Here is a 22312-nt window from a genome sequence, read left to right as displayed (position 1 = left end):
GACCTATTGGAAACAGATCTGCGATGGTGTGGGATCATCATCCAGATGGTGACGTTCGCCGCATCATTGCCTATACGCGCTTCATGAGCTTGCCCACTAACCGCGTCCGTGTTGTCTTGTTGACACAAGCAATTGGTCCGCTCGATTACCGGCTGCCCGATGATATGATTGCAGGGCCGGGCAGCGTCGTGATGGTGCCGCTTGGCCCGCGCAAATTGCCCGGCGTCATCTGGGATGATGATGTTTTTGGCGAAGAGGCGATAGAAGGCAGCAAATTGCGCGCGGTGCTTGAAATTGTCGATTGTCCTCCGGTTACGCTGGGCTTGCGTCGCCTGATAAACTGGGTCGCGGATTATTATCTCACGAGCCATGCGGCAGTCTTGCGAATGGTATTGTCGTCTTCGGCAGCGTTCACGGCGACGGGAACCATTGTCGAATATCGCCGCACAGGTTTTGAGCCTGCGCGGTTGACACCGCAACGCGCTGCCGCGCTGGACGCCTTGGAGGGCGCGCAAGGCCTTGTGCGCGAGCTAGCGGCAGAAGCTGGCGTGAGTGACGCCGTCATTCGCGGTCTGATTAAAGCAGGCGCGTTTGAACCCGTGACCATCAGCGTCGATACGCCGCTGCCCGAACCGCTTGCGGAATTTGCCAAGCCAAAATTGAACGATGCGCAGCAATTGGCCGCAAACAGCATGGTCAATGCGGTGCGCGCGAGCGGCTTTGACACCTTCGTGCTGGATGGCGTCACGGGATCAGGCAAAACCGAAACCTATTTTGAGGCGGTGGCTGAGGCAATACGGCTGGGTAAACAGGTTTTGGTGCTTCTCCCCGAAATCGCGCTGACCGCGCCGTTCCTTGCCCGCTTCGAGGCGCGTTTTGGCGTCGAGCCAGCGGTCTGGCACAGCAACCTGCGATCCACACAGCGCCGCCGTGTCTGGCGCGCCGTCGCCGATGGCAGCGCAAAGGTACTAGTGGGAGCGCGCTCGGCGCTTTTCCTGCCCTTTGCCAATTTGCGCCTGATTATCGTCGATGAAGCGCATGAGACCAGTTTCAAGCAGGAAGATGGCGTTCGCTATCATGCCCGCGACGTTGCCGTCATGCGGGGCCATTTTGAAGGATTCCCGGTGGTGTTGGCATCGGCAACGCCAGCACTGGAATCGCGGCATATGGTAGCCATTGGCCGCTATAAGGGCCTTGAAATTCCGTCGCGCTTTGGCGCGGCCAAGATGCCAGAGATCAAGGCGATTGATTTGACGCTCGACGCGCCGGACGCACAGCATTGGATTGCCCCGACATTGCTTAAGGCGTTGGAAGAACGCGCCGAACGTGGCGAACAGAGCCTGTTGTTCCTCAACCGTCGCGGCTATGCGCCTTTGACCTTGTGCCGGACCTGTGGCCACCGGTTCCAATGCCCCAACTGCACAAGCTGGATGGTCGAACACCGCCTCGTGCGGCGGCTTGCCTGCCACCATTGCGGCCATGTCATGCCACCGCCAGAGCAATGCCCCGAATGCGGTGAAAGCGATACTCTGGTTGCCTGCGGTCCTGGCGTTGAACGTATCAGCGACGAGGTAAACCGCCTGCTGCCCAATGCGCGGACCATCGTTGCCACATCGGACACTTTATGGTCGCCAGAAAAGGCGGCGGAGTTCGTGTCACGTGTCGAGAACAAGGCGGTAGACATCATCATCGGCACGCAATTGGTAACGAAGGGCTATCATTTTCCCGAACTGACTTTAGTCGGGGTAATTGACGCCGATCTGGGGCTTGAGGGTGGGGATTTGCGCGCCGCTGAACGCACCTTCCAGCAAATTGCGCAGGCCGCTGGTCGGGCAGGGCGCGGTGAGAAGCCTGGCGAGGTCTTCATCCAGACACGTAATCCCAATCATCCCGTGATCGCTGCCTTGGTCGCGGGTGACCGGGATGCATTTTATGACGCCGAGACCGCGCAACGCAAATCCGCTGGTGCGCCACCGTTTGGGCGCTTCGCCGCAATCATTATTTCGTCCGAGGATGAACGCGAAGCCATTGAGGCGGCGCGCGCCGTCGGTGGAGCAGCGCCGCAGGTGGATGGCATGCATGTCTATGGCCCTGCACCAGCGCCGCTCGCCATGTTGCGTGGCCGTTATCGGCAACGCCTTTTGGTGCATGCGCAGCGCTCGGTCGAGGTACAGAATATCATTCGGGAATGGCTAGGTAGCCTACAATTTCCGCGCGGTGTGCGGGTGGGGATCGACGTCGATCCTTATAGTTTTCTCTAACAAACCGCGGGACGCTTAAATAGCGGATTTACCTAATGCGCCTAATGTTGCATCGTCCAGTCAAAATATTGGGGGAGGATAAGATGCATAAAATATTATTGGCAGCGTTATTGAGCTCTGCATCGGCAACAAGCGCATTTGCGCAAGACGCAAAGCCAGCTTCCGATGCAACCATCGCCGCGCAACGCAGCGTCGGGACGCAGCTTCCCGCCGATGATGGCCGTGACCTCGATTTTGCCGACAGGGGTTTTATCGGCACTTTGTCGGACCCCGTCATTACCAACAAAGATGGCAAGCCTGTCTGGAACCTTGGCGCTTATGACTGGATGACCGGCGGCCAATCCCCCGATACGGTGAACCCAAGCCTGTGGCGGCATATGGGCCTGTTGCGTAAACATGGTTTATACGCGTTGACGGACAATGTCTGGCAAGTGCGGGGCTTTGATGTGTCGAACATGACCGTGATCAAAGGCCAAACGGGTTGGATCATCATCGACCCGCTGACCAGCCGGGATACCGCGGCGGCGGCGCTGAAGCTTGTGAACGAAAAGCTGGGCACACGGCCGGTCACGGCTGTTATCTATAGCCACAGCCATGGCGACCATTTTGGCGGTGTGCGCGGGATCATCAATGAGGCCGACGTAAAGGCAGGCAAGGTTTCAGTCATTGCACCGGAGCATTTTCTGGCCGAGACGGCGTCTGAAAATGTCATGGCTGGTCCTGCGATGAGCAGGCGCGCGACGTTCCAATTTGGTAGTAACCTGACGCCCGGCCCGCAGGGGCAAATGGGCAGTGGCATCGGCAACGGCATTGGCGGAGGCGACATAACGCTGATTCCACCCACAATCGACATTCGCAAAACGGGAGAATTGCGCGAAGTTGATGGCGTTATGTTGGAGTTCCAAATGGTGCCACACACGGAAGCACCGGCCGAAATGAACGTCTATCTGCCAGCGGCGCGTACGTTTCTGTCCGCCGAAATTGCGACGTGCAGTCTCCATAATATCCTGACCCCGCGCGGGGCGAAAGTGCGTGACGCATTGAGTTGGTCCGTATTTCTAAACGAAGCCGTCAACCTATATGGCGGGCGGAGCGATGTTATCGCCTCCAGCCATTGCTGGCCGCGCTTTGGCCAGTCAGAGGTTAAGGGCTGGCTAGCGGGGCAGCGCGACAATTATCGGTATTTGCACGACCAAACGGTGCGTATGATGAACAAGGGCATGACTCAAGCCGAGATCGCAGAAGTTTTAAAGGCGCCACCAACGATTGGCGACCAATGGTTTAATAAAGGCTATTACGGCACTTACAGCCATAATTCGAAGGCTATCTATCAATATTATCTGGGTTGGTATGATGCCGTCCCCGCCAATCTTAACCCGCATTCGCCGGAGGTCCGCGCGGCCAAGATGGTCGCGGCGATGGGCGGCGCAAAGAAGGTACTGGCAGAAGCGCGAAAGGCAATGAAGGCAGGCGATTATCGCTGGTCATCCGACCTGTTGAACCAACTCGTCTTTGCCGAACCCAAAAATGTTGAAGGGCGGGCCTTGCTTGCCGACAGCTATGAACAGCAAGGCTATCAGTCCGAATCCGCGATCTGGCGCAACATGTTCCTGACAGGCGCGCGCGAACTGCGTGCCGGCATGAAGGCGGGCATTAACGCGCAAAGCATCGATATGATTTCGGCGATACCAACGGGCTTGTTGTTGGATTCGGTTTCGACGCGGTTAGACCCCAATGTCATTGGTAACGCCGCGCTGGCGCTGAATTTCGTGATTTCTGACCGAAAGGAAACCGCGAAAGTCACGGTTGGCAATTCGGTGATGTTCAGCGAAATGGGTCAAGTCCACGCCGCACCTAAGGTGACGGTCACTGGTCCACGCCAATTGTTTCTGGCCTTATTATTCCTGAAAATGCCGGCGGCGCAGTTGCAGGCCGCTGGATTGAAGATTGAAGGTGACAGGGCCGCAATTGAAAAGCTTCAGGCTGCGCTTGACCCGATGCCGGGTGCCTTCAATATTGTGGAGCCTTAGGGTCAGGACCCTAAAGAGACTACATTTCCCCACGCTGGCGGCGGAGGGCGTACCATTTTGCCACATTGGCATTGTGTTCTTGCAACGTGTCGGCAAAAATATGGCCGCCTTTTCCGTCGGCGACGAAATAAAATGCGCTGGTCTTTTGCGGGTTTAGCACGGCGGCAATGGCGGCGCGTGACGGGTTGGCGATGGGCCCTTTCGGCAGGCCAGCCATAGCGTAAGTGTTATAGTCGTTCACATCCCGGATTTCGGATTTGCGAATGCGCCTGCCAAGCGACTTACCCTTTGTGATGGGATAAATGATCGTCGGGTCGGCTTGCAGCCGCATGCCCGTGCGTAAGCGATTTGAATACACGCCGGATACCATGCGCAATTCTGATTTAAGCGCCGTTTCCTTTTCAACAATGGATGCGAGTGTCAGCGCCTCTAACGGTGTTTTAACCATCGTGTTCGCGCTGCGCTCTGGCCACAGCTCGGCCATCGTTTTTGTCATGGCATCCTGCATGCGTTTCAGGACAGCAGCGCGCGGTTCGTTTTTGTCAAAGGCGTAGCTATCCGGCAAAACCGATCCCTCGGCCGGTATGGAAATACGCCCGGTAAGCTGGTCATTGGCCATGAGCCGTTCATACACCATGATCGACGGCATGCCCTCGGGAATAGTAACCATGCGTTGCACGGTTTTTCCATCTGTCAGGATCGACAATATGTCGGAATTGGAGGCCTTTGACGGAATAACAAATTCGCCTGCTTTGATCGTATCGGACGCGCCAAAAATCTTTGCTCGGCTCACAAAGGCGTCGGCGGATTTAACCACGCCGCTTTTTTCAAGCTGCCGTGCCGCCGACATCATGCTTGAGCCTGGCTTGATAATGACGGTCGTCTCACGCTCTAGCGGTCCGGGCGCTGTCCAGCCTTGGATGAAGTTACCGGCGACTAATGCCAGCAGCAATGCTGCCGCAACGACTGCCCATTTGGCGATGCGGCGGCTTGCCTGTTGTCCAGACCGTTTCGCCACAATTAACCCCTCTCATTCCCGCCGTCAGTTCCCGCACGCGCTGGAATGACAGGTTGAGAGATATGCGATGATACTAGCACGTTGGTTTATTCAGCCAATTTCATGATGAGGCTGGCGTTCGTCCCGCCAAAGCCAAAACTATTGTTCAAAACAGCCTTCACTTCGCGTTTCTTTGCGACATGTGGAACAAGGTCAACGCCTTCGGTGCCTTCATCTGGATTGTCGAGATTGAGCGTTGGCGGCACAATTTGGTCCCGCAGCGCAAGGATGCAGAAAATGCTCTCCACTGCACCAGCGCCACCGAGCAAATGGCCGATGGCGGACTTGGTCGAGCTCATGGACACATTTGCCATGGCGTCACCAAATAACCGCTTTACCGCGCCCAGCTCAATCGTATCGGCCATGGTCGATGTGCCATGTGCGTTGATATAATCAATGTCGGATGGCGTCATGCCTGCCTTTTTCAGGGCCATCTGCATGGAACGAAACGCGCCGTCACCTTCGGGGTGCGGTGCGGTGACGTGATAGGCATCACCTGACAAGCCATAGCCAACGACCTCGGCATAGATTTTCGCGCCGCGCGCCTTGGCATGTTCATATTCTTCCAACACAACAACGCCTGCACCTTCGCCCATCACAAAACCGTCACGGTCCTTGTCATAAGGGCGGCTTGCAGCTTCTGGGCGGTCATTGTAGCTCATATTCAACGCACGCGCCTGCGCGAAACCTGCAATACCCAGCGGGTTCACAGTACCTTCTGCGCCACCGGCCACCATGATGTCAGCATCATCGTCGCGGATCATGCGTGCTGCATCGCCAATCGAGTGTGCGCCTGTGGAGCACGCGGTGACAACAGCATGATTGGGGCCTTTGAGGCCATATTTGATGCTGACTTGGCCCGAGATCAAATTGATCAAGCGGCCGTGCACAAAATGCGGGCTCACGCGGCCCGGACCTTTTTCCGCCAGCAGCAATGCTTCGCTTTCAATGCCGGGTAGGCCGCCGATCCCGGACCCAATCGAGCAACCGGCGCGCACTTTTTGCTCTTCGGTCAATTCGGTGAGGCCAGCATCTTCCAATGCTTGGCCGGCGGCATCAATGCCGTATATGATGAATGGATCGACCTGACGCTGCACTTTGTGGTCCACGCGTTTGTCGGGGTCAAATCCCCAAGGGTGATCCTTGCCCTTCACTTCGCACGCGATCAGGCATTTCTGGTCGCTCGCGTCGAAATGCGTAATCATGCCCGCGCCAGATTTTCCGGCAATCAGGTTGGACCAAGTGGTTTCAACATCTGCACCCAAGGGTGTAACCAGACCTAATCCAGTGACCACGACACGACGCATTGCGTTATCTCCAAAATCTAATCTTTACGGCCCATTACTGCGAACAGGGGCCAAAAAGCAAACGGCTTTCCGACGGAAGCGCACTTAACGCTGGTCGGAAAGCCGTTTGAATTTTTATCTGACCGCGCATCATCGCGCGTTACGGCTTAGCCGTTGCTGTTGATGAAATCGATTGCGTCCTTGACGGTCGCAATTTTTTCAGCAGCATCGTCAGGAATCTCAACGTTGAATTCTTCTTCAAACGCCATAACCAGTTCAACGATATCAAGGCTGTCCGCACCCAGATCATCAATGAAGCTTGCAGCTTCCGTGACCTTGTCGGCTTCAACGCCCAGATGTTCAACGACGATCTTTTTGACCCGTTCTGCGGTATCGCTCATTTTTTGTGCCCCTTATTTGGTTGGGAGGATGAATTTCAGCTATCGCCCTAATGTGCAGAATAGCCGCTGGCAAGTGGCAAGCGATGCTTATCCACTAAAGCATCGCCATGCCGCCATTTACATGGATTGTTTGGCCCGTAACATAACCAGCTTCTCTTGAGGCGAGATAGGCAACGGCGGCACCAATGTCGGCGCCTTCGCCCATGCGGCCCATCGGAATACGCGCATTCAACGCTTCTTTTTGGGCGTCAGCTAGGCTTTCGGTCATCGCGGTTGCGATGAAGCCGGGTGCGACGCAATTGGCTGTCATATTGCGGCTAGCGAGTTCCTGCGCGATTGCTTTGGTCATTGCTGTCAGGCCGCCTTTGGAAGCGGCGTAATTGGCTTGGCCGGGGTTGCCCGTGGTGCCGACGACGCTGGTGATGGTAATGATACGGCCAAAGCGCGCCTTCATCATGGGTTTCGTGGCTGCGCGCATCAGGCGAAATGTTGCCTCAAGGTTGATACGGATGACGTCATCCCATTCCTCATCCTTCATACGCATCGTCAAATTGTCGCGCGTAACGCCGGCGTTGTTTACCAGAATGTCGATCTGGCCCAATTTCTCAAGCGCCTCGGGAACCAACGCCTCAACGCTATCTTTGTCGCCCAGATTGCAGGGAACGGCAACATGGTCGCCGCCTAAGGATGCCCTAAATGCTTCCAGCTTTTCCTCGTTGGAGCCGGATACCGCAAGGCGCGCGCCTTGCGCCGCCAGCGCGTGACAAATGGCACTACCAATCCCGCCCGATGCGCCCGTAACGAGCGCGGTCATGCCGGTTAGATCAAACATTTCATTCTCCCTTAAATTCGGGGGCGCGCTTTTCCAGAAACGCAGTTATGGCCTCATCATTGTCCGCAGTGGCATGCGCAAGGCTCTGCATCGCGGCGGACATTTCAAGGATGTTTTTGAGATCCGCTGTTTGCCCTTCGCGCAACAGGCGCTTGGTCATGCGGACGGCATGTGGCGGATTTGCGGCGATTTTGTCAGCAATCGTGCGAGCGGCAGCCATAAGGTCGGCATCCTCGACCACTTGCGTTACCAGCCCGATACGTAATGCTTCGGCAGCGTCAATAGTTTCGCCGGTCAGGGCCAACTCGGTCGCTTTTGAAAAACCAACGATGCGCGGCAACAGCCATGCGCCGCCATCACCCGGCGTAATGCCCAATCGCACAAAGCTTTCGGCAAATTTGGCTGAAGACGCGGCGATTCGAATGTCGCACATCGTGGTAAGGTCAAGCCCTGCACCAATGGCCGCACCGTTGACCGCCGCGATGACCGGAACCTCAAGTGCTTGAAACATCAAAGGCAGACGCTGGATCCCATATTTGTAATTGCGGCGTGTTTCTGCAGGCAATCCTGCCCGCAAGCCACCGCTATCCGGACGCATTTGTTTTAGATCACCGCCGGAGGAAAACACCGTCCCTGCGCCTGTCAAAATGACGCAGCGCACCGACATATCCTGATCCGCCGTCATGAATGCATCGCACATTTGTTCGACGACAGACACATCGGAAATCGGATTACGCTTTTCGGGCATATTCAGCGTGATGGTCAGTATACCGCCCTCGCGCGACTGGAGAATTTGGTCGGTCATTAGATATCTTTCAACAAGGCTTCGATGTCATCCATGCTGATGACGGTTGATGCGTTAATGTCTTCGCCTGCACTGCGCTTTACCATGGGCGACAGCACCTTCCCCCCAAATTCCACGAAATGTGTGACGCCGGCCTCAGCCATGGCAATTGCCGACTCGCGCCATCGGACTCGGCCAGTGACCTGCTGCACCAATTGGGCGGATATGGTCGCAGGGTCGGATACAGGCGCAGCGGTCACGTTGGCGAACAAGGGTACTAATGGCGCTTGGATATTGGTCGTTGCAAGCGCGCTTTGCATTTCGTCGGCGGCAGGTTGCATCAACGGACAGTGAAATGGCGCGGATACGGGTAACAATATGCCGCGTTTGATACCATGGTCCTTCGCCAACGCAATAGCGCGGTCAATCGCGCCTTTATGGCCGGAAATCACGACTTGTGACGGGTCATTGTCATTGGCGACGGTGCAGGTTTCGCCTTCCGCGGCAGCAGCGGCCAAGCTTTCCGCTTTTTCAATATCCGCGCCAAGCAACGCGGCCATTGCGCCTACGCCAACAGGCACCGCGGCCTGCATTGCACGGCCACGCAGCTTCAGCAATGCCGCCGTTACCGACAAAGGTAATGCGCCAGCGGCACATAAAGCCGTATATTCGCCCAAGGAATGCCCAGCGACAAAATTGCATTTTTCCGACAAGCGAACGGCGCCTTCCTTTTCCAGTACGCGCAAGGTGGCGATGGCATTGGCCATGATCGCAGGCTGCGCATTTTCGGTCAGTGTTAGGTCGCTTTCCGGGCCTTCGCACATCAGGCGGAACAAATGTTGACCCAAGGCTTCATCGACCTCTTCAAACACCGCGCGCGCGATTGGGCTGGCTTCGGCGAGTGCCTTGCCCATGCCAACGGCTTGGCTGCCTTGCCCGGGGAAAATGAATGCGCGCATAACTGCTCCTGTTGGTCGGTGTTTGTGCAAGATCGCCTATGGCGCGGCGCTGCATGTTGCAAGCCCGAACGGCACAATCCGGTTGTCCGCATCATGACCAATATCCGCGCTGCCTAGATATTCGATCCCCATTTTTGCGCACCAGCGTCGGGCAATTTCTTCGGCGTCTTCGCCAAAGGGGCGGTCATTTTCGGGCGCATCACTAACGCGGCCAAGCCGTAATCCGGCCAGCCCTGCAGATTGCAAATGGCTGGTGACGTGGAAAAAGGCGCGATCGTAGCTGTAGAGATACTCGCTGACCTCCTCGACCATCAACACATGGCCTTTCAGATCAGGCATTAACGGCGTGCCGACCATCATCGCCAAGGTCATCAGATTGAACGCCGCGTATTTTGTGCCTGACTGCAGATGTGGTTCAAGCGATTGCGGCGATTCATGCAGCATCCAGTCGAGTGCGCGCAGGACCGCGGCCTCACCGCCATCGCGCCGGATATCGGCTGGCATTGGACCATGGCATACGCGGCCGATTTTTGCGGCGTATAAAGCACCGAGCAGATTGCCGGCGTCGCTATATCCCATATAGATTTTATCCGCCGCTGCTGACGTTAGCGCGGCAACGGCATCTTGTGCTATCCGGCAAGCCCCATAACCACCGCGCACGAACCAGACCGCGTCAAAGCTTGGGTCATTGGCAACGTCCACAAACGCGGCGCAGCGCACATCGTCGGGTCCAGCGAAATGGCCAGCTTCGGCAAAACATTGGTCGTGAAAGACGAGTTCAGCGGTCGGGTGGACAGTGCCGGCAAGCGCAGAAACGCGCGCGGCGTCTTCGCGCGTAAATGGCGTTGATGGCGCGCAGATAGCTATCCGCATATTTCACTCTTTCCCTCGTATGTCACATCAGCCTTCGCTGGTGCGACGTGGTTTTGAAACAGAGCGTTCAGCGTCTTATTGCAAAAACGCGCGCCAACTCATAACCGCCAATAATGCACAAAAACAAATCCTATTTCTTTTGCGGCATTGGTGGTTCGGGCATGTTGCCCTTGGCCAATATCGTCCGTGATGCAGGCGCAAACGTCGCCGGTTCCGACCGCGCGCTGGACCAAGGCCGGTTGGGACCGAAATTTGCATGGCTGCAAAGCCTTGGTATCGAACTGTTTCCGCAAGACGGCAGTGGCCTTATGAACGGCGACCAAATCCTGATTGCTTCTGCCGCAATTGAGGACAGTGTGCCGGACATCGCCCAAGCTATCGCGCTTGGCTGCGCCCGCATGACGCGCGCTGAACTCCTCGCTGACCTGTTCAACAATGCCCCGCGCAGCGTTGCGGTTGGCGGAACCAGCGGCAAATCGACGGTGACGGGTATGATCGGCTGGATATTGACCGATGCTGGCCTTGATCCGACGATCATGAACGGTGCGGTGATGAAGAACTTTGTCGCCGATGATGCGCCCTTTGCAAGCGCGCGCGTGGGACAAGGGGGTGTCTTTGTTTCCGAGGTGGATGAAAGCGATGGCTCCATCGCCCTTTTCACGCCCGAAGTTGCGGTGCTCAACAATGTCAGTCTTGATCACAAAACCCTACAAGAGCTGCGGCAGCTATTCGGGGACTTTGCCCAAAAGGCGAAAGTCTGTGTTTGGAATGCCGATGACGCGGAGACTGCGGCATTGGTCGCGCCAATGGTATTGCAAGACGCCATCAGCTTTGGCTTTTCAGCTGAAGCAAGTTTTCGCGCTGTTAATGTCACCGACCTTCCGCTCGGCAGCCGCTTTACCTTGCATGCTATGGGCGAGGCTTATCCCGTTACCCTTATCGTTCCCGGTCGGCACAATATCGCCAATGCCCTTTCCGCCATCGCCGCCAGCGTCGCGCTTGGCGTCTCCGTCACGCAAGCGGTGCACAGCGTGGAAAGTTTCTGTGGCCTCGCCCGTCGTTTTGACATTGTTGGCAGGGCCAATGACATCACCGTGATTGACGATTTTGGTCACAACCCGGACAAGATTGCCGCAACACTTGCGACGTTAAAGGCGTTTCCTGGCCGCATCATCGCCTTCTTCCAACCCCATGGCTACGGCCCCATCCGCGTGATGGGCGCTGAACTGGCTGGCGTCTTTGCGGATAAATTGGGCCAGGATGACCATCTTATCCTGTGCGATCCCGTCTATTTCGGCGGCACGGTGGACAAAAGCATCGGCAGCCAAAGCATCACCGACGCAGTTGCCAAAGCTGGCCGCAACGCCGAATATATACCGACCCGCGAAGACTGCGGCAACCGCATCGTCGAATTGGCACGGTCCGGTGACAGGATTGTCATCATGGGGGCACGGGATGATACGCTGAGTGCGTTTGCGGGCGACATCTTATGGCGGTTAAAGCTGTAGGGGGCGGGTAGCGCTTTTCCGCAATCCCGCGAATCGCTTGCATTCCGCACCAATCCCCCCTAAGCGCGCCACTTCGCTCAGGTCCGCCTGACTGAAATCAAAGAAAGCCGGAGGGGCGTATGCATGGTGCTGCGTCAGCGATCGGTAGGAACAAGGAAACGCCCATGCCGCTGTACGAGCATGTATTTTTGGCGCGTCAGGACCTTTCACAGGCCCAGGTTGATGCGCTGGCTGAAAACGCCACCAAGATTGTAGAAGACAATAAAGGCAAGGTCGTAAAGACCGAAACCTGGGGTCTTCGTACCTTGACTTACAAGATTCAAAAGAACCGCAAAGCGCATTTCGTAATGCTCGACATTGAAGCTTCGGGCGACACGATCGCTGAGCTTGAGCGTCAGACACGCATGAACGAAGATGTGATCCGTTACATGACCGTCCGCGTAGACGCGCATGAAAAGGGCCCATCGGTCATGATGCGCAAGAGCGACCGTCCAGAGCGCAGCGAGCGCGGTGAGCGTGGCGGTTTTGGTGGCGGCGACCGTGATCGCGGCGCCCCTCGTCCAGACCGCGCACCACGCGCAGAGCAGGAGGCTTAAATCATGGCACGTCCGTTTTTCCGTCGCCGCAAGTCCTGCCCATTTCAGGGTAAGGATGCGCCGCAAATCGATTATAAAGATGTACGCCTGTTGCAAGGTTACATTTCAGAGCGCGGCAAGATTGTCCCATCGCGCATCACCGCCGTTTCGGCCAAGAAGCAGCGTGAGCTGGGTCAAGCTATCAAGCGCGCCCGCCACATCGGCCTTCTGCCGTATATCGTGAAGTAAGGAGCCGAAACATGGATATCATACTTCTCGAACGCGTTGAAAAGCTTGGTGCAATTGGTGACGTTGTCACCGTGAAGGACGGCTATGCCCGTAACTTCTTGCTACCAAACAAAAAAGCGCTCCGTGCAAACGACGCTAACCGCAAGGTTTTTGAAGCCAACCGCGCGAAAATTGAAAGCGATAACGCAAGCCGCCGTGACGAAGCGCAAAAGGCATCGGGCAGTGTTGAAGGTAAGCAGATCGTTCTGATCCGCGCAGCTTCACAAACTGGCCAGCTTTACGGTTCGGTTTCGGTCAAGGATATCGTTGACGGTCTGGTCGCCCAGGACGCTAAGGTTTCCAAGAGCATGATCGTGCTTGAGCGCCCAATCAAAACACTTGGTGTATTTGGCGTGAAGGTTGTTCTGCACCCCGAAGTTTCCGTTAATGTTCAGGTCAATGTGGCCCGTTCGGACGACGAAGCCGAGTTGCAGAAGGACGGCGTCAACGTTCTCGACCAGATGTTCGAAGACGAACAGGCTGAGATCGCTGCGGAAGCCATCGAAGCACAGGTTGAAGCCGAAGTTGCAGCCGACGCAGCCGACGCTGCCGAAGCCGCTGCCAATGCAAAGCGCCGCGAAGAGCAAGCTGCTGCCAAGGCTGCTGCTGAAGCCGCTGGCCTTTCGGCGGAAGCAAGCGACGAAGCGTAAAGCTTTCGACTGCTATATACAAAAAGCCGCCTTGTTGCAAGACAGGGCGGCTTTTTTGTGCCTCCACTGCAGGTCATCCTGACACTAGTTCAGGGTGACGTGTGTTCCTAATGTGCTGTTTCATTGTTAGGAACACGTGCTAGCAGTCACCCCATGACCGCGCCGATCATCATCACCGCCGACATGGGCAAGACCGACCAAGCCTGGGCGAATGGCCTACGCCGCGCACATTATCCGCCAGAGCGGAATTTTGTCGATGCGCATATCACTTTGTTCCACCATTTGCCGCCAAGCCATTTGCCAGAGATAAAATCGCGGATGGCGGCGTTGGTTAAGGATTATCCTGCGCCAGCGGCTTATCTCAGTGACGTGATGTTATTCGGTAAAGCCGTGGCGTTCCGTGTCGATAGCCCTGAATTGCTTGCTATGCGCGACGAGCTAGCCGATGCGTTTCGCGGGCTTTTAATCCCGCAAGATCAAGCACCACCCAAATTGCATATCACGGTCCAGAACAAGGTCAAGCCATCCGTCGCCAAGGTGCTCCATGGACAATTATTGGACAGCTTCCACCCGCGCCCGTTCGCCATTTCGGGCCTATCCGCGCATTATTATCGCGGCGGACCTTGGGAGCATATCGGAAGATGGTCATTTCGCGGCTGACAATGCTTGACCCGTATAACCCCCGCGCTTATAGCGCCGCGTGCTTCCCCGCAAATGCTGGGGATTCACGCTTGGATGGCGAAGTAGCTCAGCTGGTTAGAGCGGTGGAATCATAATCCATAGGTCGGGGGTTCAAGTCCCTCCTTCGCTACCATCTTTCGTGTGTGCCCTGACAGCAGCGCGATCTACCCACTCCATATCAGAGCAACCGACCAGCGTAATGCAGCCGCGCTTTGTGCGGTTGCCGTGCTTTGCTGCGTCGGCTACACTAAGTATATGAAAGATTGCTCTCAATGCATTGTAAGGAACCGTGCAATTTGCGCTGGGCTCGAAACAGCTGAGCTTGAGCTACTGGGGCGGCTGGGCCGAAAGCACAAAGTATCTAAGGGGCAAACTATTTTTTGGGAGGGTGATGACGCCGTCGTTGTCGCCAACGTCATCGAAGGCGTGCTGAAGGTTTCGATCAGCATGTCCGATGGCCGCGAGCAGATTGTCGGGATTGTTTTTTCATCGGATTTTATTGGCCGGCCCTTTGGCCAGCAAAGCCCGTATAGCGTAACTGCGCTCACCGATGCGGAACTGTGTGTTTTTCCGCGATCCACCTTTGACAGCTTCGCGCGACAACATCCTGAACTGGAACATAAGCTGCTGCGCCGTACGTTGAATGAACTGGATCGTGCGCACGCATGGATGCTGCTGCTCGGAAAGAAAAACGCGACGGAACGGATCGCGACTTTGTTACTCGAAATGTCTGTTCGTCTGGGCGAAACAGGCTGCACGGTTGACAACGGGGCATTGGACGCATTTGAACTGCCGCTTGATCGCCGACAAATTGGCGATGTTCTGGGGCTAACGATTGAAACCGTAAGCCGTCAGTTTTCTAAGTTAAAGGCCGATGGCGTTATCCATTTGCCGGACCGTAGGACTGTTTCCATACGCGACCGTGCGCGGCTTCAGTATCTTTCGGCTGCCGCCTGAATGGCGGTTTAGCAACGCTTGGGCTTAGCTTAGCCTGGAATGTTATCCGCCGGGCCGCCAATGAGCACAAAATGCCGGTCGCAATAGCCGCAATCGACATAGCCTTTTTCATCAATTTGAAGCCAGACGCGGGGATGGCCCAATGCGGCGGGAATATCTCCACTGCCGTCGCAAGCGACACGCGGTTCGCGGACTCGGATTGTTTCAGGGGCGCTGTTGTTCATGTGCGCCGCTTAGCAAAGCCGCAACGGGGCTGCAACGGCTGAGAAACAGTAAGGTCACGATAATCGCACGGTCACGAAATTCCGACCGATGGGTTCCATATGATTGCGCTGACACCATGCGTTCGCTATCGCACGGACATGTCTGAACAAGCTATCTCGATCCATAACCTGTCCAAAAAATATGCAGGGGGCAAACAAGCGCTAAGCGATGTCAGTTTTGACGTCGCGCAAGGGTCGATTTTCGGTCTTCTTGGGCCCAATGGTGCGGGCAAATCCACGTTGATTAACATCCTGGCCGGGCTGGTGATGAAGACATCGGGCAGCGCGTCGATCTGGGGGTTCGACATCGACGCCCATCCGCGCAATGCCAAGGCGTCCATTGGCATCGTGCCACAGGAAATTATGTTCGACCCGTTCTTTACACCGAAAGAAGCGCTTGAGTTGCAAGCGGGTCTTTATGGCGTGCCTAAGTCGAAACGGCGGACGATGGAATTGTTGAAGGCCGTAAGGTTGGAGGACAAGGCCGATGCTTATGCGCGGACCCTGTCGGGCGGGATGAAGCGTCGCTTGCTGGTGGCTAAAGCCATGGTCCATGCACCGCCCGTTATCGTGCTTGATGAACCGACAGCTGGTGTCGATATCGAGCTACGTCAGCAATTATGGGATTATGTGCAGGAACTGAACCGCCAAGGCGTAACGGTTGTGCTCACCACCCATTATCTCGAAGAAGCCGAGCAATTGTGCGATCGGATTGCGATCATCAACCATGGGCAGTTGATTGCCAACAAGCCGACGCGCGAACTGGTCGGCATGGCGCGCGAGAAGGCGGTGGTATTGACGCTGGACCGAGACGTTACCAGCGCGCCAACGCATGCAGCCTTTGAAAAGGCCGAGTTGGTGGGCGAGCGCACGGTTGAGATTACCTACAACAAAGACCGCATGAACGCAGGCGAAGTGCTCTCTGTCATTCAAGGCCTTGGATTGGGCATCATCGACGTAACCACCAAGGAGGCTGACCTTGAAGATGTCTTCCTCCGCCTGACAAGCACCGCATAAATGGAAGCGGATGTTCTGATCATTGGGTCGGGCGCGGCGGGGTTGACGGCTGCGTTGCAACTGGCGGCTACCCGCAAGGTTGTGGTGTTGGCAAAGGGAGCGATCTCCGACGGCGCTACGGCTTGGGCGCAAGGCGGTATTGCCGCAGTGCTGGAACCCGGTGACAATTTTGCGAACCATATCGAGGATACGATGGTCGCAGGTGCGGGGCTGAATAACCGCTCCACGGTGGAATTTGTTGTCGAAAACGCGCCACTCGCGATCGAACGGTTGGCAAAGCTTGGTGTGCCGTTCAATTTAGAAGGAAATGACTGGCATCTGACCCGCGAAGGCGGGCATAGCCACCGGCGTATCGTCCATGTTGACGACGCCACTGGTTGGGCTGTGCAGCAAGCGTTGGAAGCGGCGGCCAGAGCGCATCCGAATATCAGTTTGGTTCCGGACATGGTTGCGGTCGACCTAATTCTGGGGCGGCATCAGGAGCGCTTTTCGACCTCAGGCCGCATTCACGGCGTTTACGCGCTCAACCGTAAAACGGGCCGAGTCGAGACCTTCACTGCGCGCGCGACCATTCTCGCGAGCGGCGGCGCTGGCCGGACATATCTATATTCCACAGCGCCGCGCGGTGCGACGGGCGACGGCATTGCCATGGCGTGGCGCGCGGGGTGCCGCGTTTCCAACATGGAATTTATGCAATTCCACCCGACATGCCTCTACAATCTTGAGGTCAAAAATTTCCTCATAACCGAAGCTGTGCGCGGTGAGGGCGGGATCCTTAAAAATCCAAAAACCGGGCATCGTTACATGCCTGATTATGACGATCGCGCAGAGCTTGCGCCGCGTGACATTGTCGCCCGCGCCAATGACGCCGAAATCAAGCGCGACGGTCTGGATTATGTCCATCTCGACATCAGCCACAGGCCCGCGGAATTTGTCAAAGCGCATTTCCCGAACATTTACGAAAAGCTGCTTGGGCTTGGCATCGACATCACGCGCGAGCCAATCCCCGTGGTGCCAGCGCAGCATTATACCTGCGGCGGTGTGATTGTCGATCTGGACGGCCGAACCGACGCGCCAGGCCTATATGCCGCAGGCGAAGTGACGCAAAGCGGCCTGCATGGTGCAAACCGTCTAGCGTCGAATTCCTTGCTGGAATGTTTTGTTTTTGGAGATGCTTGTGCGCGCCATATCGAGGCCAATTGGAAAAGCCTGCCGCCCCCGCCAAAAATTCGGCAGTGGGACGAAAGCCGGGTGACCGACAGCGACGAAGAGGTTGTGATTGCCCAATGCTGGCGCGAAATTCGGCAGTTTATGTGGAATTTTGTAGGTATTGTGCGCACGACCAAACGGTTGGAGCGGGCGCAGCACCGGATTGATTTATTGCGTAGCGAGGTTGAGGATTATTACAGCCATTTCCGCGTTACCCCTGATCTGATTGAATTGCGTAACCTTGTTGAGGTTGCCGCGATGATTATCCGGTCGGCGCTAGCGCGGCATGAGAGCCGGGGGCTGCATTTTACACTCGATTTTCCCGAAATGGCTGACGAAGCGCGCGATACGATTTTGATGTCATAGCCACAAAACACTTTCCTAAAGATGGCAAACTCAGGCAGCATCGTATCTGTTTATTTGGAGGGTATTATGATCGTTCGAAATCAAGTCGCAGCTTTTCGCGCGCGTAAATTCTTGCAACTGCCTGCCTTAGCGCTGCTGGCGGCCATTGCGATGCCTGCCGTCGCCGCGACGCCGGAGCAAACCGCGCGCGAAGTGCTGGCCAAATCGCCTATCATCGACGGCCATAATGACACACCGCACCAAATTGCTGCATTGTTTAACCGCGATTTTTCAAAGTTTGATCTAGCTGCGTTGCCAGCAGACGTGCTCGCGAAAACGCATACTGACATAAAAACCGCGCGCGCTGGATATTTGGGCGGGCAATATTGGTCGGTTTATGTCGATGCCGCATTGCCCAAGCATGAGGCCGTAACCCGCACTATCCAGCAAATCGATGTCGTGCGGCAGATGATGGCGCGATATCCAGAAACATTCAGCTATGCTGCAACAGCGGCAGAGGTTGAAGCGGCTATGAAAAAGGGCAAAATCGCTTCGCTTATTGGGATGGAGGGTGGCCATTCTATTGGCAGTTCGCTGGACATCCTGCGGCAGACTTATGCGCTAGGCGCGCGTTACATGACACTCACGCACAGTCTGACCACTGATTGGGCGGACAGTTCTACCGACGCGCCAAAGCATGACGGATTGTCGCCCTTTGGTTTTGAAGTGCTCACCGAAATGAACCAATTGGGTATGATTGCGGACATCAGCCATGTGTCAGAGGCAACCATGCATGACGTGCTGGATAAGAGTACGGCACCGGTTTTGTTTACGCATAGCAACGCTCGTGCCATCACACCGCACCCCCGCAATGTACCCGATTCGGTCCTGAAGCGCCTGCCGCAAAATGGCGGTGTCGTTATGGTGACCTTTGTTCCGGGCTTCACCTCGGCCGAACGGCGGCAATGGGAATTTGAACGCTCGGCCATCGCCGGTCGCGCGAAGACTGAATTTTCTGGAAATCCCGTTGGCGAAAAGGCCGCTGTCGACGCATGGATTGCTGCCAACCCGCAACCAAAGGCAACGCTGGCGCAAGTCGCCGATCATATCGACCATATCCGCAAAGTTGCAGGGGTTGACCATATCGGTATTGGCGGTGACTTTGGCGGCGTGGACGAACTGCCAGTTGGCCTGGAAAATGTGTCAACCTATCCCGCCTTATTCGCCGAACTCGTCCGCCGTGGTTATGCGAAGGCGGACCTAGCCAAAATCGCCCAAGGTAATGTGCTGCGCGTAATGCGCGGAGTGGAGAAGGCCGCGCGGAAATAGGTTAGGCGGCAAACCCGTCGGCCAGATACCGCTCGGCGATAGCGGCATGAAGGGCGGCACCTCGCGCCATAACGCTGTCGTCGAGGACCATGCGGTTGGAGTGTAGGCCACAGCAAGTGCGCCAGTCGTCGCCTTCGTGTGATGCGCCTAAGAAGAACATCGCGCCGGGAACTTTTTCGAGGACATAGGCAAAGTCCTCTGCGCCCATGATGGGCGTGTCGAGCGTAATCCAGCTTTCGGGGCCGAACATATCCTCGACAACCGCCTTGCCGAACTGAACGGCGCGGTCATCGCAGACGGTGACGGGGAAGCCCTGTTCGATATGAACCTCGGCACTGCAACCATGGGCGGCGGCGATGCCGGGGGCGAGGCGGTGCAGCTCTTCAGCCACACGCGCGCGCGACTGCGGCGACAATGTACGGATCGTGCCTAGCAAATGCGCAGTTTCGGGAATAATATTGTTGGTGGTGCCTGCCGATATTTTGGCGATAGTGATGACCGCCGGATTGAATACCGAAATCTTGCGTGTCACCATTGTCTGGATTGCCGAAACGATTTCGCAAGCGACGGGGATAGGGTCAATGGCGTCATGCGGCATCGAGGCGTGGCCGCCAGCGCCCTTGACGGTGATCGTTAGGACATCGGAGGATGCCAGTAACGGACCACTTCGCCCACTAAACACCCCGCGCGGGGCGTTAGGCATGATGTGCAAGGCAAAGGCAGCGTCGGGTAGGGGGTCAATCAGGCCATCATCCAGCATAAAGCGTGCGCCATGATGGCCTTCTTCGCCGGGCTGGAACATGAACTGCACCGTGCCCGCCAATTGGTCGCGTTTGGCACATAGCATTTTGGCTGCACCCACCAGCATCGCGACATGGGTATCATGCCCGCACGCATGCATCGCGCCTTCAGTCAGCGAGCTATATGCAAGGCCCGTATCTTCATGCAGCGGCAGCGCATCCATATCGCCGCGCAGCAACACCGTGCGGCCATTGGCAGGGCCTTTGAGGGTCGCAATCAGGCCAGTGGTCGATGGCCCCTCTCGGAACTCCAGGGGAAGGCCAGCAAGCGCAGCCTTTATTTTTGCCAAAGTCTTGGGATTTTGCAGGCCCAGCTCCGGCTCGGCATGAATAGCCCGGCGTAGGTCAATAAGGTCGGGAAGGATATGTTCGGCGTCGGCGCGCCAGTCGGTGCTGATTAAGTCCATAGCTTAACTAGCACCACCCCGGCGCGACCGACAACAAACTTTAATCTTCTAAACGCACAGCCACATATTGAGTCGCCGCACCACGCCGTTTTACGCCGAGCAGGATTGCGCCGCGACCTGCGGCTTTAGCGTCCTTAATGGCACCTGCGAGTCCAGCGGCTGTGTTCAAGTCGCGATAATTCGCCGACACGATGACATCGCCGCGTCGCAAACCGACCTGCGCACCTGTGCCAGCGCCTGGAACGTCGATGACCACGCCCTTTACATCGGCCGTCATACCCAAGGCCCGCGCAATTTCGGCATCCAACGGAATGACGCTGAGGCCAAGCGCATCACGAATGACCTTGGAATCAGGCGTATCAGTTTGTTTGTCGAAGTCTTTATTCTCTTCCGGGTTGAAGTTGCGTTGGGCTAGCTTCTCTTCCGGTGGGCGGGCGCCAACCGTAGCGGTCAGCTTCATCGGCTTGCTTTCGCGCAAAATGTCGAGGGGAATGCGTGTCCCGGGTTTGATGTTCGCGACAATATAGGACAAAGTCTCTTCGGGCGTCACTTCGCGGTCATTGACGCGAAGGACAATGTCACCTTCTTTCAGTCCAGCCTTGTCCGCTGCTTCACCTGCAACAATACGTGCGACAAATTCCCCGCGATTCTTTTCAAGGCCAAGGGCGTCTGCAGCCTGTTCGCTAACCGGTTGGATGCTGATGCCAAGATAGCCACGTTCCGGCCGAACACCCTTTTTCAGGGACTCAATAACCGGAATGGCATCTTCAGCCGGAATGGCAAAACCTACACCGATGTTCGCGCCGACTGGTGAAATTAGACGGTTGTTGATCCCGACAACCTCACCCTTCAGGTTGAACAATGGGCCACCGGAGTTGCCGGGGTTAATTGCTGTGTCGGTTTGAATGAAGCGGTCATAAGCGCCGCCAGCGCCGATATTACGTTGAAGTGCCGAGATGATACCTGCGGTCACTGTATTGCCGAGGCCGAGGGGGTTACCAATGGCGATAACCCAATCACCCACACGGCTTTTCTGCGGCTCTACCATTTTCACAAAAGGGAGGCCCGAAGCGCGGATCTTGAGCAAAGCAATATCCGATGATGGGTCGCGGCCAACGATTTCGGCCTCATATTCCTTACCATCGAAAAGGGTGACGGTCACGCGGTCAACGGCGTCGCCAGCCGGGCCACCGGCCACCACATGATTATTCGTGACGATGTAGCCGTCGGCCGAGATCAGAAAGCCTGAGCCGCCACTGGCCTGTTCCTGAGTCACAGGGCGGCGTTCGCCCGTCATCGGGTTCAGGCTGGTGGCTACCTGCACCTTTTGCCGTGTAGCGATATTGACCACCGCTGGCTGCAATTGTGCGGCAAGATCCGCAAAGCTGGAAGGCGCACCGCCGGGGGCGAGGTTAACCTGTTCCGAAACCGATAGTCCGGTTTGCGCGGTGACAGGGTTGCCGTTGACTAAAGCAACTGTTCCGCCAGCCATCAAAAGCGCGGTGGTAACTGCATAAGCGTAACGCACGGATTTCATTCCTCTCGTCTATTCAATTGGGCACATGGCCCAGAAAATCTGTTCATCTTTGACCCGGTAAAGCTGAACGCCGATTGAATGGATACCATTCAACTGGTCAACAGCATTTGTCCGTCGATTAAATGCCTTTACGGAATTTTTCCAGATAGGCGTTTTGCGGTGACAAGATGATATTGCTTGCACCTTCACCATTCTGGAACGTCTGACGATAGCTCTGCATCGCGCGATAGAAATCATAGAAAGCCGGATCCTTGCCATAGCTT

21 protein-coding genes, 1 tRNA gene and 1 pseudogene are annotated in these 22312 nt (G+C 56.3%); 12 read left to right on the top strand and 11 right to left on the bottom strand.

Going from position 1 to position 22312, the window contains the following annotated elements; genetic code table 11:
• Positions 1-83 precede the first annotated feature (83 nt).
• Together Q0O33_RS02095 and Q0O33_RS02090 are read left to right on the top strand one after the other, a co-directional pair.
• A complete protein-coding gene (locus Q0O33_RS02095; RefSeq protein WP_295495723.1) occupies positions 84-2261 on the top strand; it encodes a primosomal protein N' in 2178 nt (725 codons plus the stop codon).
• Positions 2262-2344: 83 nt separating this feature from the next.
• Positions 2345-4291: an alkyl sulfatase dimerization domain-containing protein gene (locus Q0O33_RS02090; RefSeq protein WP_295495394.1), complete on the top strand. Its 1947-nt coding sequence runs from the start codon at positions 2345-2347 to the stop codon at positions 4289-4291.
• A 19-nt stretch (positions 4292-4310) separates the two neighbouring features.
• Here the strand turns inward: Q0O33_RS02090 and mltG are convergent, their stop codons facing one another.
• From mltG to Q0O33_RS02055, 7 genes are all read right to left on the bottom strand, one after another.
• Positions 4311-5273, bottom strand: a complete 963-nt coding sequence (gene mltG, locus Q0O33_RS02085; RefSeq protein WP_295495720.1) for an endolytic transglycosylase MltG — start codon at positions 5271-5273, stop codon at positions 4311-4313.
• Between the two features lie 122 nt (positions 5274-5395).
• Positions 5396-6655, bottom strand: coding sequence for a beta-ketoacyl-ACP synthase II (fabF, locus tag Q0O33_RS02080; protein ID WP_295495392.1), 1260 nt, complete (start codon positions 6653-6655; stop codon positions 5396-5398).
• Between the two features lie 146 nt (positions 6656-6801).
• Positions 6802-7035 (bottom strand): acyl carrier protein, encoded by a 234-nt coding sequence (locus Q0O33_RS02075; protein ID WP_125229739.1) that lies wholly within the window; start codon positions 7033-7035, stop codon positions 6802-6804.
• 94 nt (positions 7036-7129) lie between these two features.
• The gene (gene fabG, locus Q0O33_RS02070; RefSeq protein WP_295495389.1) at positions 7130-7867 is read right to left on the bottom strand and encodes a 3-oxoacyl-[acyl-carrier-protein] reductase; all 738 of its coding nucleotides are present in this window, start codon (positions 7865-7867) and stop codon (positions 7130-7132) included.
• A gap of 1 nt (position 7868) precedes the next feature.
• Positions 7869-8672, bottom strand: a complete 804-nt coding sequence (locus Q0O33_RS02065; protein WP_295495386.1) for a crotonase/enoyl-CoA hydratase family protein — start codon at positions 8670-8672, stop codon at positions 7869-7871.
• Positions 8672-9610 carry an ACP S-malonyltransferase gene (gene fabD, locus Q0O33_RS02060; protein ID WP_295495383.1) on the bottom strand — a complete coding sequence of 313 codons (939 nt, stop codon included), beginning with the start codon at positions 9608-9610 and terminating at the stop codon, positions 8672-8674. Before fabD ends, Q0O33_RS02065 begins: the two co-directional genes overlap by 1 nt.
• Positions 9611-9646: 36 nt before the next feature.
• The gene (locus Q0O33_RS02055) at positions 9647-10483 is read right to left on the bottom strand and encodes an LD-carboxypeptidase (protein WP_295495380.1); all 837 of its coding nucleotides are present in this window, start codon (positions 10481-10483) and stop codon (positions 9647-9649) included.
• A 113-nt stretch (positions 10484-10596) separates the two neighbouring features.
• Here Q0O33_RS02055 and Q0O33_RS02050 point away from each other — a divergent pair, with 113 nt between their 5' ends.
• The 7 genes from Q0O33_RS02050 (at position 10597) to Q0O33_RS02020 (ending at position 15142) form a co-directional block, all read left to right on the top strand.
• Positions 10597-11991, top strand: coding sequence for a Mur ligase family protein (locus tag Q0O33_RS02050; protein ID WP_295495377.1), 1395 nt, complete (start codon positions 10597-10599; stop codon positions 11989-11991).
• A 164-nt stretch (positions 11992-12155) separates the two neighbouring features.
• Entirely contained in the window at positions 12156-12587 is a 432-nt protein-coding gene (gene rpsF, locus Q0O33_RS02045) for a 30S ribosomal protein S6 (RefSeq protein WP_295495373.1), read from the top strand.
• 3 nt (positions 12588-12590) lie between these two features.
• On the top strand, positions 12591-12815 hold the full coding sequence (gene rpsR / locus Q0O33_RS02040; protein ID WP_125229746.1) for a 30S ribosomal protein S18: 225 nt from the start codon (positions 12591-12593) through the stop codon (positions 12813-12815).
• An 11-nt stretch (positions 12816-12826) separates the two neighbouring features.
• Positions 12827-13504, top strand: coding sequence for a 50S ribosomal protein L9 (gene rplI / locus Q0O33_RS02035; RefSeq protein ID WP_295495370.1), 678 nt, complete (start codon positions 12827-12829; stop codon positions 13502-13504).
• 153 nt (positions 13505-13657) lie between these two features.
• Entirely contained in the window at positions 13658-14164 is a 507-nt protein-coding gene (locus Q0O33_RS02030) for a 2'-5' RNA ligase family protein (protein WP_295495367.1), read from the top strand.
• Positions 14165-14241: 77 nt separating this feature from the next.
• Positions 14242-14318, top strand: a tRNA-Met gene (locus Q0O33_RS02025).
• A 122-nt stretch (positions 14319-14440) separates the two neighbouring features.
• Positions 14441-15142: a Crp/Fnr family transcriptional regulator gene (locus Q0O33_RS02020; RefSeq protein ID WP_295495364.1), complete on the top strand. Its 702-nt coding sequence runs from the start codon at positions 14441-14443 to the stop codon at positions 15140-15142.
• Between the two features lie 29 nt (positions 15143-15171).
• On the opposite strand, the gene Q0O33_RS02015 is transcribed toward Q0O33_RS02020, so the two are convergent.
• Positions 15172-15366, bottom strand: coding sequence for a zinc-finger domain-containing protein (locus Q0O33_RS02015; protein WP_295495360.1), 195 nt, complete (start codon positions 15364-15366; stop codon positions 15172-15174).
• A 138-nt stretch (positions 15367-15504) separates the two neighbouring features.
• Between Q0O33_RS02015 and Q0O33_RS02010 the strand changes: the two genes are divergently transcribed.
• From Q0O33_RS02010 to Q0O33_RS02000, 3 genes are all read left to right on the top strand, one after another.
• Positions 15505-16422, top strand: coding sequence for an ABC transporter ATP-binding protein (locus Q0O33_RS02010; protein WP_295495357.1), 918 nt, complete (start codon positions 15505-15507; stop codon positions 16420-16422).
• Complete coding sequence (gene nadB / locus Q0O33_RS02005; RefSeq protein WP_295495355.1) at positions 16423-17997, top strand: L-aspartate oxidase; 1575 nt, start codon at positions 16423-16425, stop codon at positions 17995-17997.
• A 66-nt stretch (positions 17998-18063) separates the two neighbouring features.
• Positions 18064-19305, top strand: coding sequence for a dipeptidase (locus tag Q0O33_RS02000; RefSeq protein WP_295495352.1), 1242 nt, complete (start codon positions 18064-18066; stop codon positions 19303-19305).
• Between the two features lies 1 nt (position 19306).
• Here the strand turns inward: Q0O33_RS02000 and Q0O33_RS01995 are convergent, their stop codons facing one another.
• The 3 genes and pseudogenes from Q0O33_RS01995 to Q0O33_RS01985 all read right to left on the bottom strand — a co-directional run.
• Positions 19307-20512 carry a M20 family metallopeptidase gene (locus Q0O33_RS01995; RefSeq protein ID WP_295495349.1) on the bottom strand — a complete coding sequence of 402 codons (1206 nt, stop codon included), beginning with the start codon at positions 20510-20512 and terminating at the stop codon, positions 19307-19309.
• Between the two features lie 40 nt (positions 20513-20552).
• On the bottom strand, positions 20553-22049 hold the full coding sequence (locus Q0O33_RS01990; protein WP_366048097.1) for a trypsin-like peptidase domain-containing protein: 1497 nt from the start codon (positions 22047-22049) through the stop codon (positions 20553-20555).
• 118 nt (positions 22050-22167) lie between these two features.
• Positions 22168-22312, bottom strand: a pseudogene (locus tag Q0O33_RS01985) (protease modulator HflC); the annotation flags it as partial.

The sequence above is a fragment of the Sphingorhabdus sp. EL138 genome (assembly GCF_945862485.1).
Lineage (GTDB): Bacteria > Pseudomonadota > Alphaproteobacteria > Sphingomonadales > Sphingomonadaceae > Sphingorhabdus_B.
This window is presented reverse-complemented; position numbering and strand designations above follow the sequence as displayed.

Bases quoted from the DNA above. Each gene is read 5' to 3' on its own strand.
- Q0O33_RS02095 (WP_295495723.1), top strand. From the start codon at position 84: ATGAGCTTGCCCACTAACCGCGTCCGTGTTGTCTTGTTGACACAAGCA.
- Q0O33_RS02090 (WP_295495394.1), top strand. From the start codon at position 2,345: ATGCATAAAATATTATTGGCAGCGTTATTGAGCTCTGCATCGGCAACA.
- fabF (WP_295495392.1), bottom strand. From the start codon at position 6,655: ATGCGTCGTGTCGTGGTCACTGGATTAGGTCTGGTTACACCCTTGGGT.
- Q0O33_RS02075 (WP_125229739.1), bottom strand. From the start codon at position 7,035: ATGAGCGATACCGCAGAACGGGTCAAAAAGATCGTCGTTGAACATCTG.
- fabG (WP_295495389.1), bottom strand. From the start codon at position 7,867: ATGTTTGATCTAACCGGCATGACCGCGCTCGTTACGGGCGCATCGGGC.
- Q0O33_RS02065 (WP_295495386.1), bottom strand. From the start codon at position 8,672: ATGACCGACCAAATTCTCCAGTCGCGCGAGGGCGGTATACTGACCATC.
- fabD (WP_295495383.1), bottom strand. From the start codon at position 9,610: ATGCGCGCATTCATTTTCCCCGGGCAAGGCAGCCAAGCCGTTGGCATG.
- Q0O33_RS02055 (WP_295495380.1), bottom strand. From the start codon at position 10,483: ATGCGGATAGCTATCTGCGCGCCATCAACGCCATTTACGCGCGAAGAC.
- Q0O33_RS02050 (WP_295495377.1), top strand. From the start codon at position 10,597: ATGCACAAAAACAAATCCTATTTCTTTTGCGGCATTGGTGGTTCGGGC.
- rpsF (WP_295495373.1), top strand. From the start codon at position 12,156: ATGCCGCTGTACGAGCATGTATTTTTGGCGCGTCAGGACCTTTCACAG.
- rpsR (WP_125229746.1), top strand. From the start codon at position 12,591: ATGGCACGTCCGTTTTTCCGTCGCCGCAAGTCCTGCCCATTTCAGGGT.
- rplI (WP_295495370.1), top strand. From the start codon at position 12,827: ATGGATATCATACTTCTCGAACGCGTTGAAAAGCTTGGTGCAATTGGT.
- Q0O33_RS02030 (WP_295495367.1), top strand. From the start codon at position 13,658: ATGACCGCGCCGATCATCATCACCGCCGACATGGGCAAGACCGACCAA.
- Q0O33_RS02020 (WP_295495364.1), top strand. From the start codon at position 14,441: ATGAAAGATTGCTCTCAATGCATTGTAAGGAACCGTGCAATTTGCGCT.
- Q0O33_RS02015 (WP_295495360.1), bottom strand. From the start codon at position 15,366: ATGAACAACAGCGCCCCTGAAACAATCCGAGTCCGCGAACCGCGTGTC.
- Q0O33_RS02010 (WP_295495357.1), top strand. From the start codon at position 15,505: ATGTCTGAACAAGCTATCTCGATCCATAACCTGTCCAAAAAATATGCA.
- nadB (WP_295495355.1), top strand. From the start codon at position 16,423: ATGGAAGCGGATGTTCTGATCATTGGGTCGGGCGCGGCGGGGTTGACG.
- Q0O33_RS02000 (WP_295495352.1), top strand. From the start codon at position 18,064: ATGATCGTTCGAAATCAAGTCGCAGCTTTTCGCGCGCGTAAATTCTTG.
- Q0O33_RS01995 (WP_295495349.1), bottom strand. From the start codon at position 20,512: ATGGACTTAATCAGCACCGACTGGCGCGCCGACGCCGAACATATCCTT.
- Q0O33_RS01990 (WP_366048097.1), bottom strand. From the start codon at position 22,049: ATGAAATCCGTGCGTTACGCTTATGCAGTTACCACCGCGCTTTTGATG.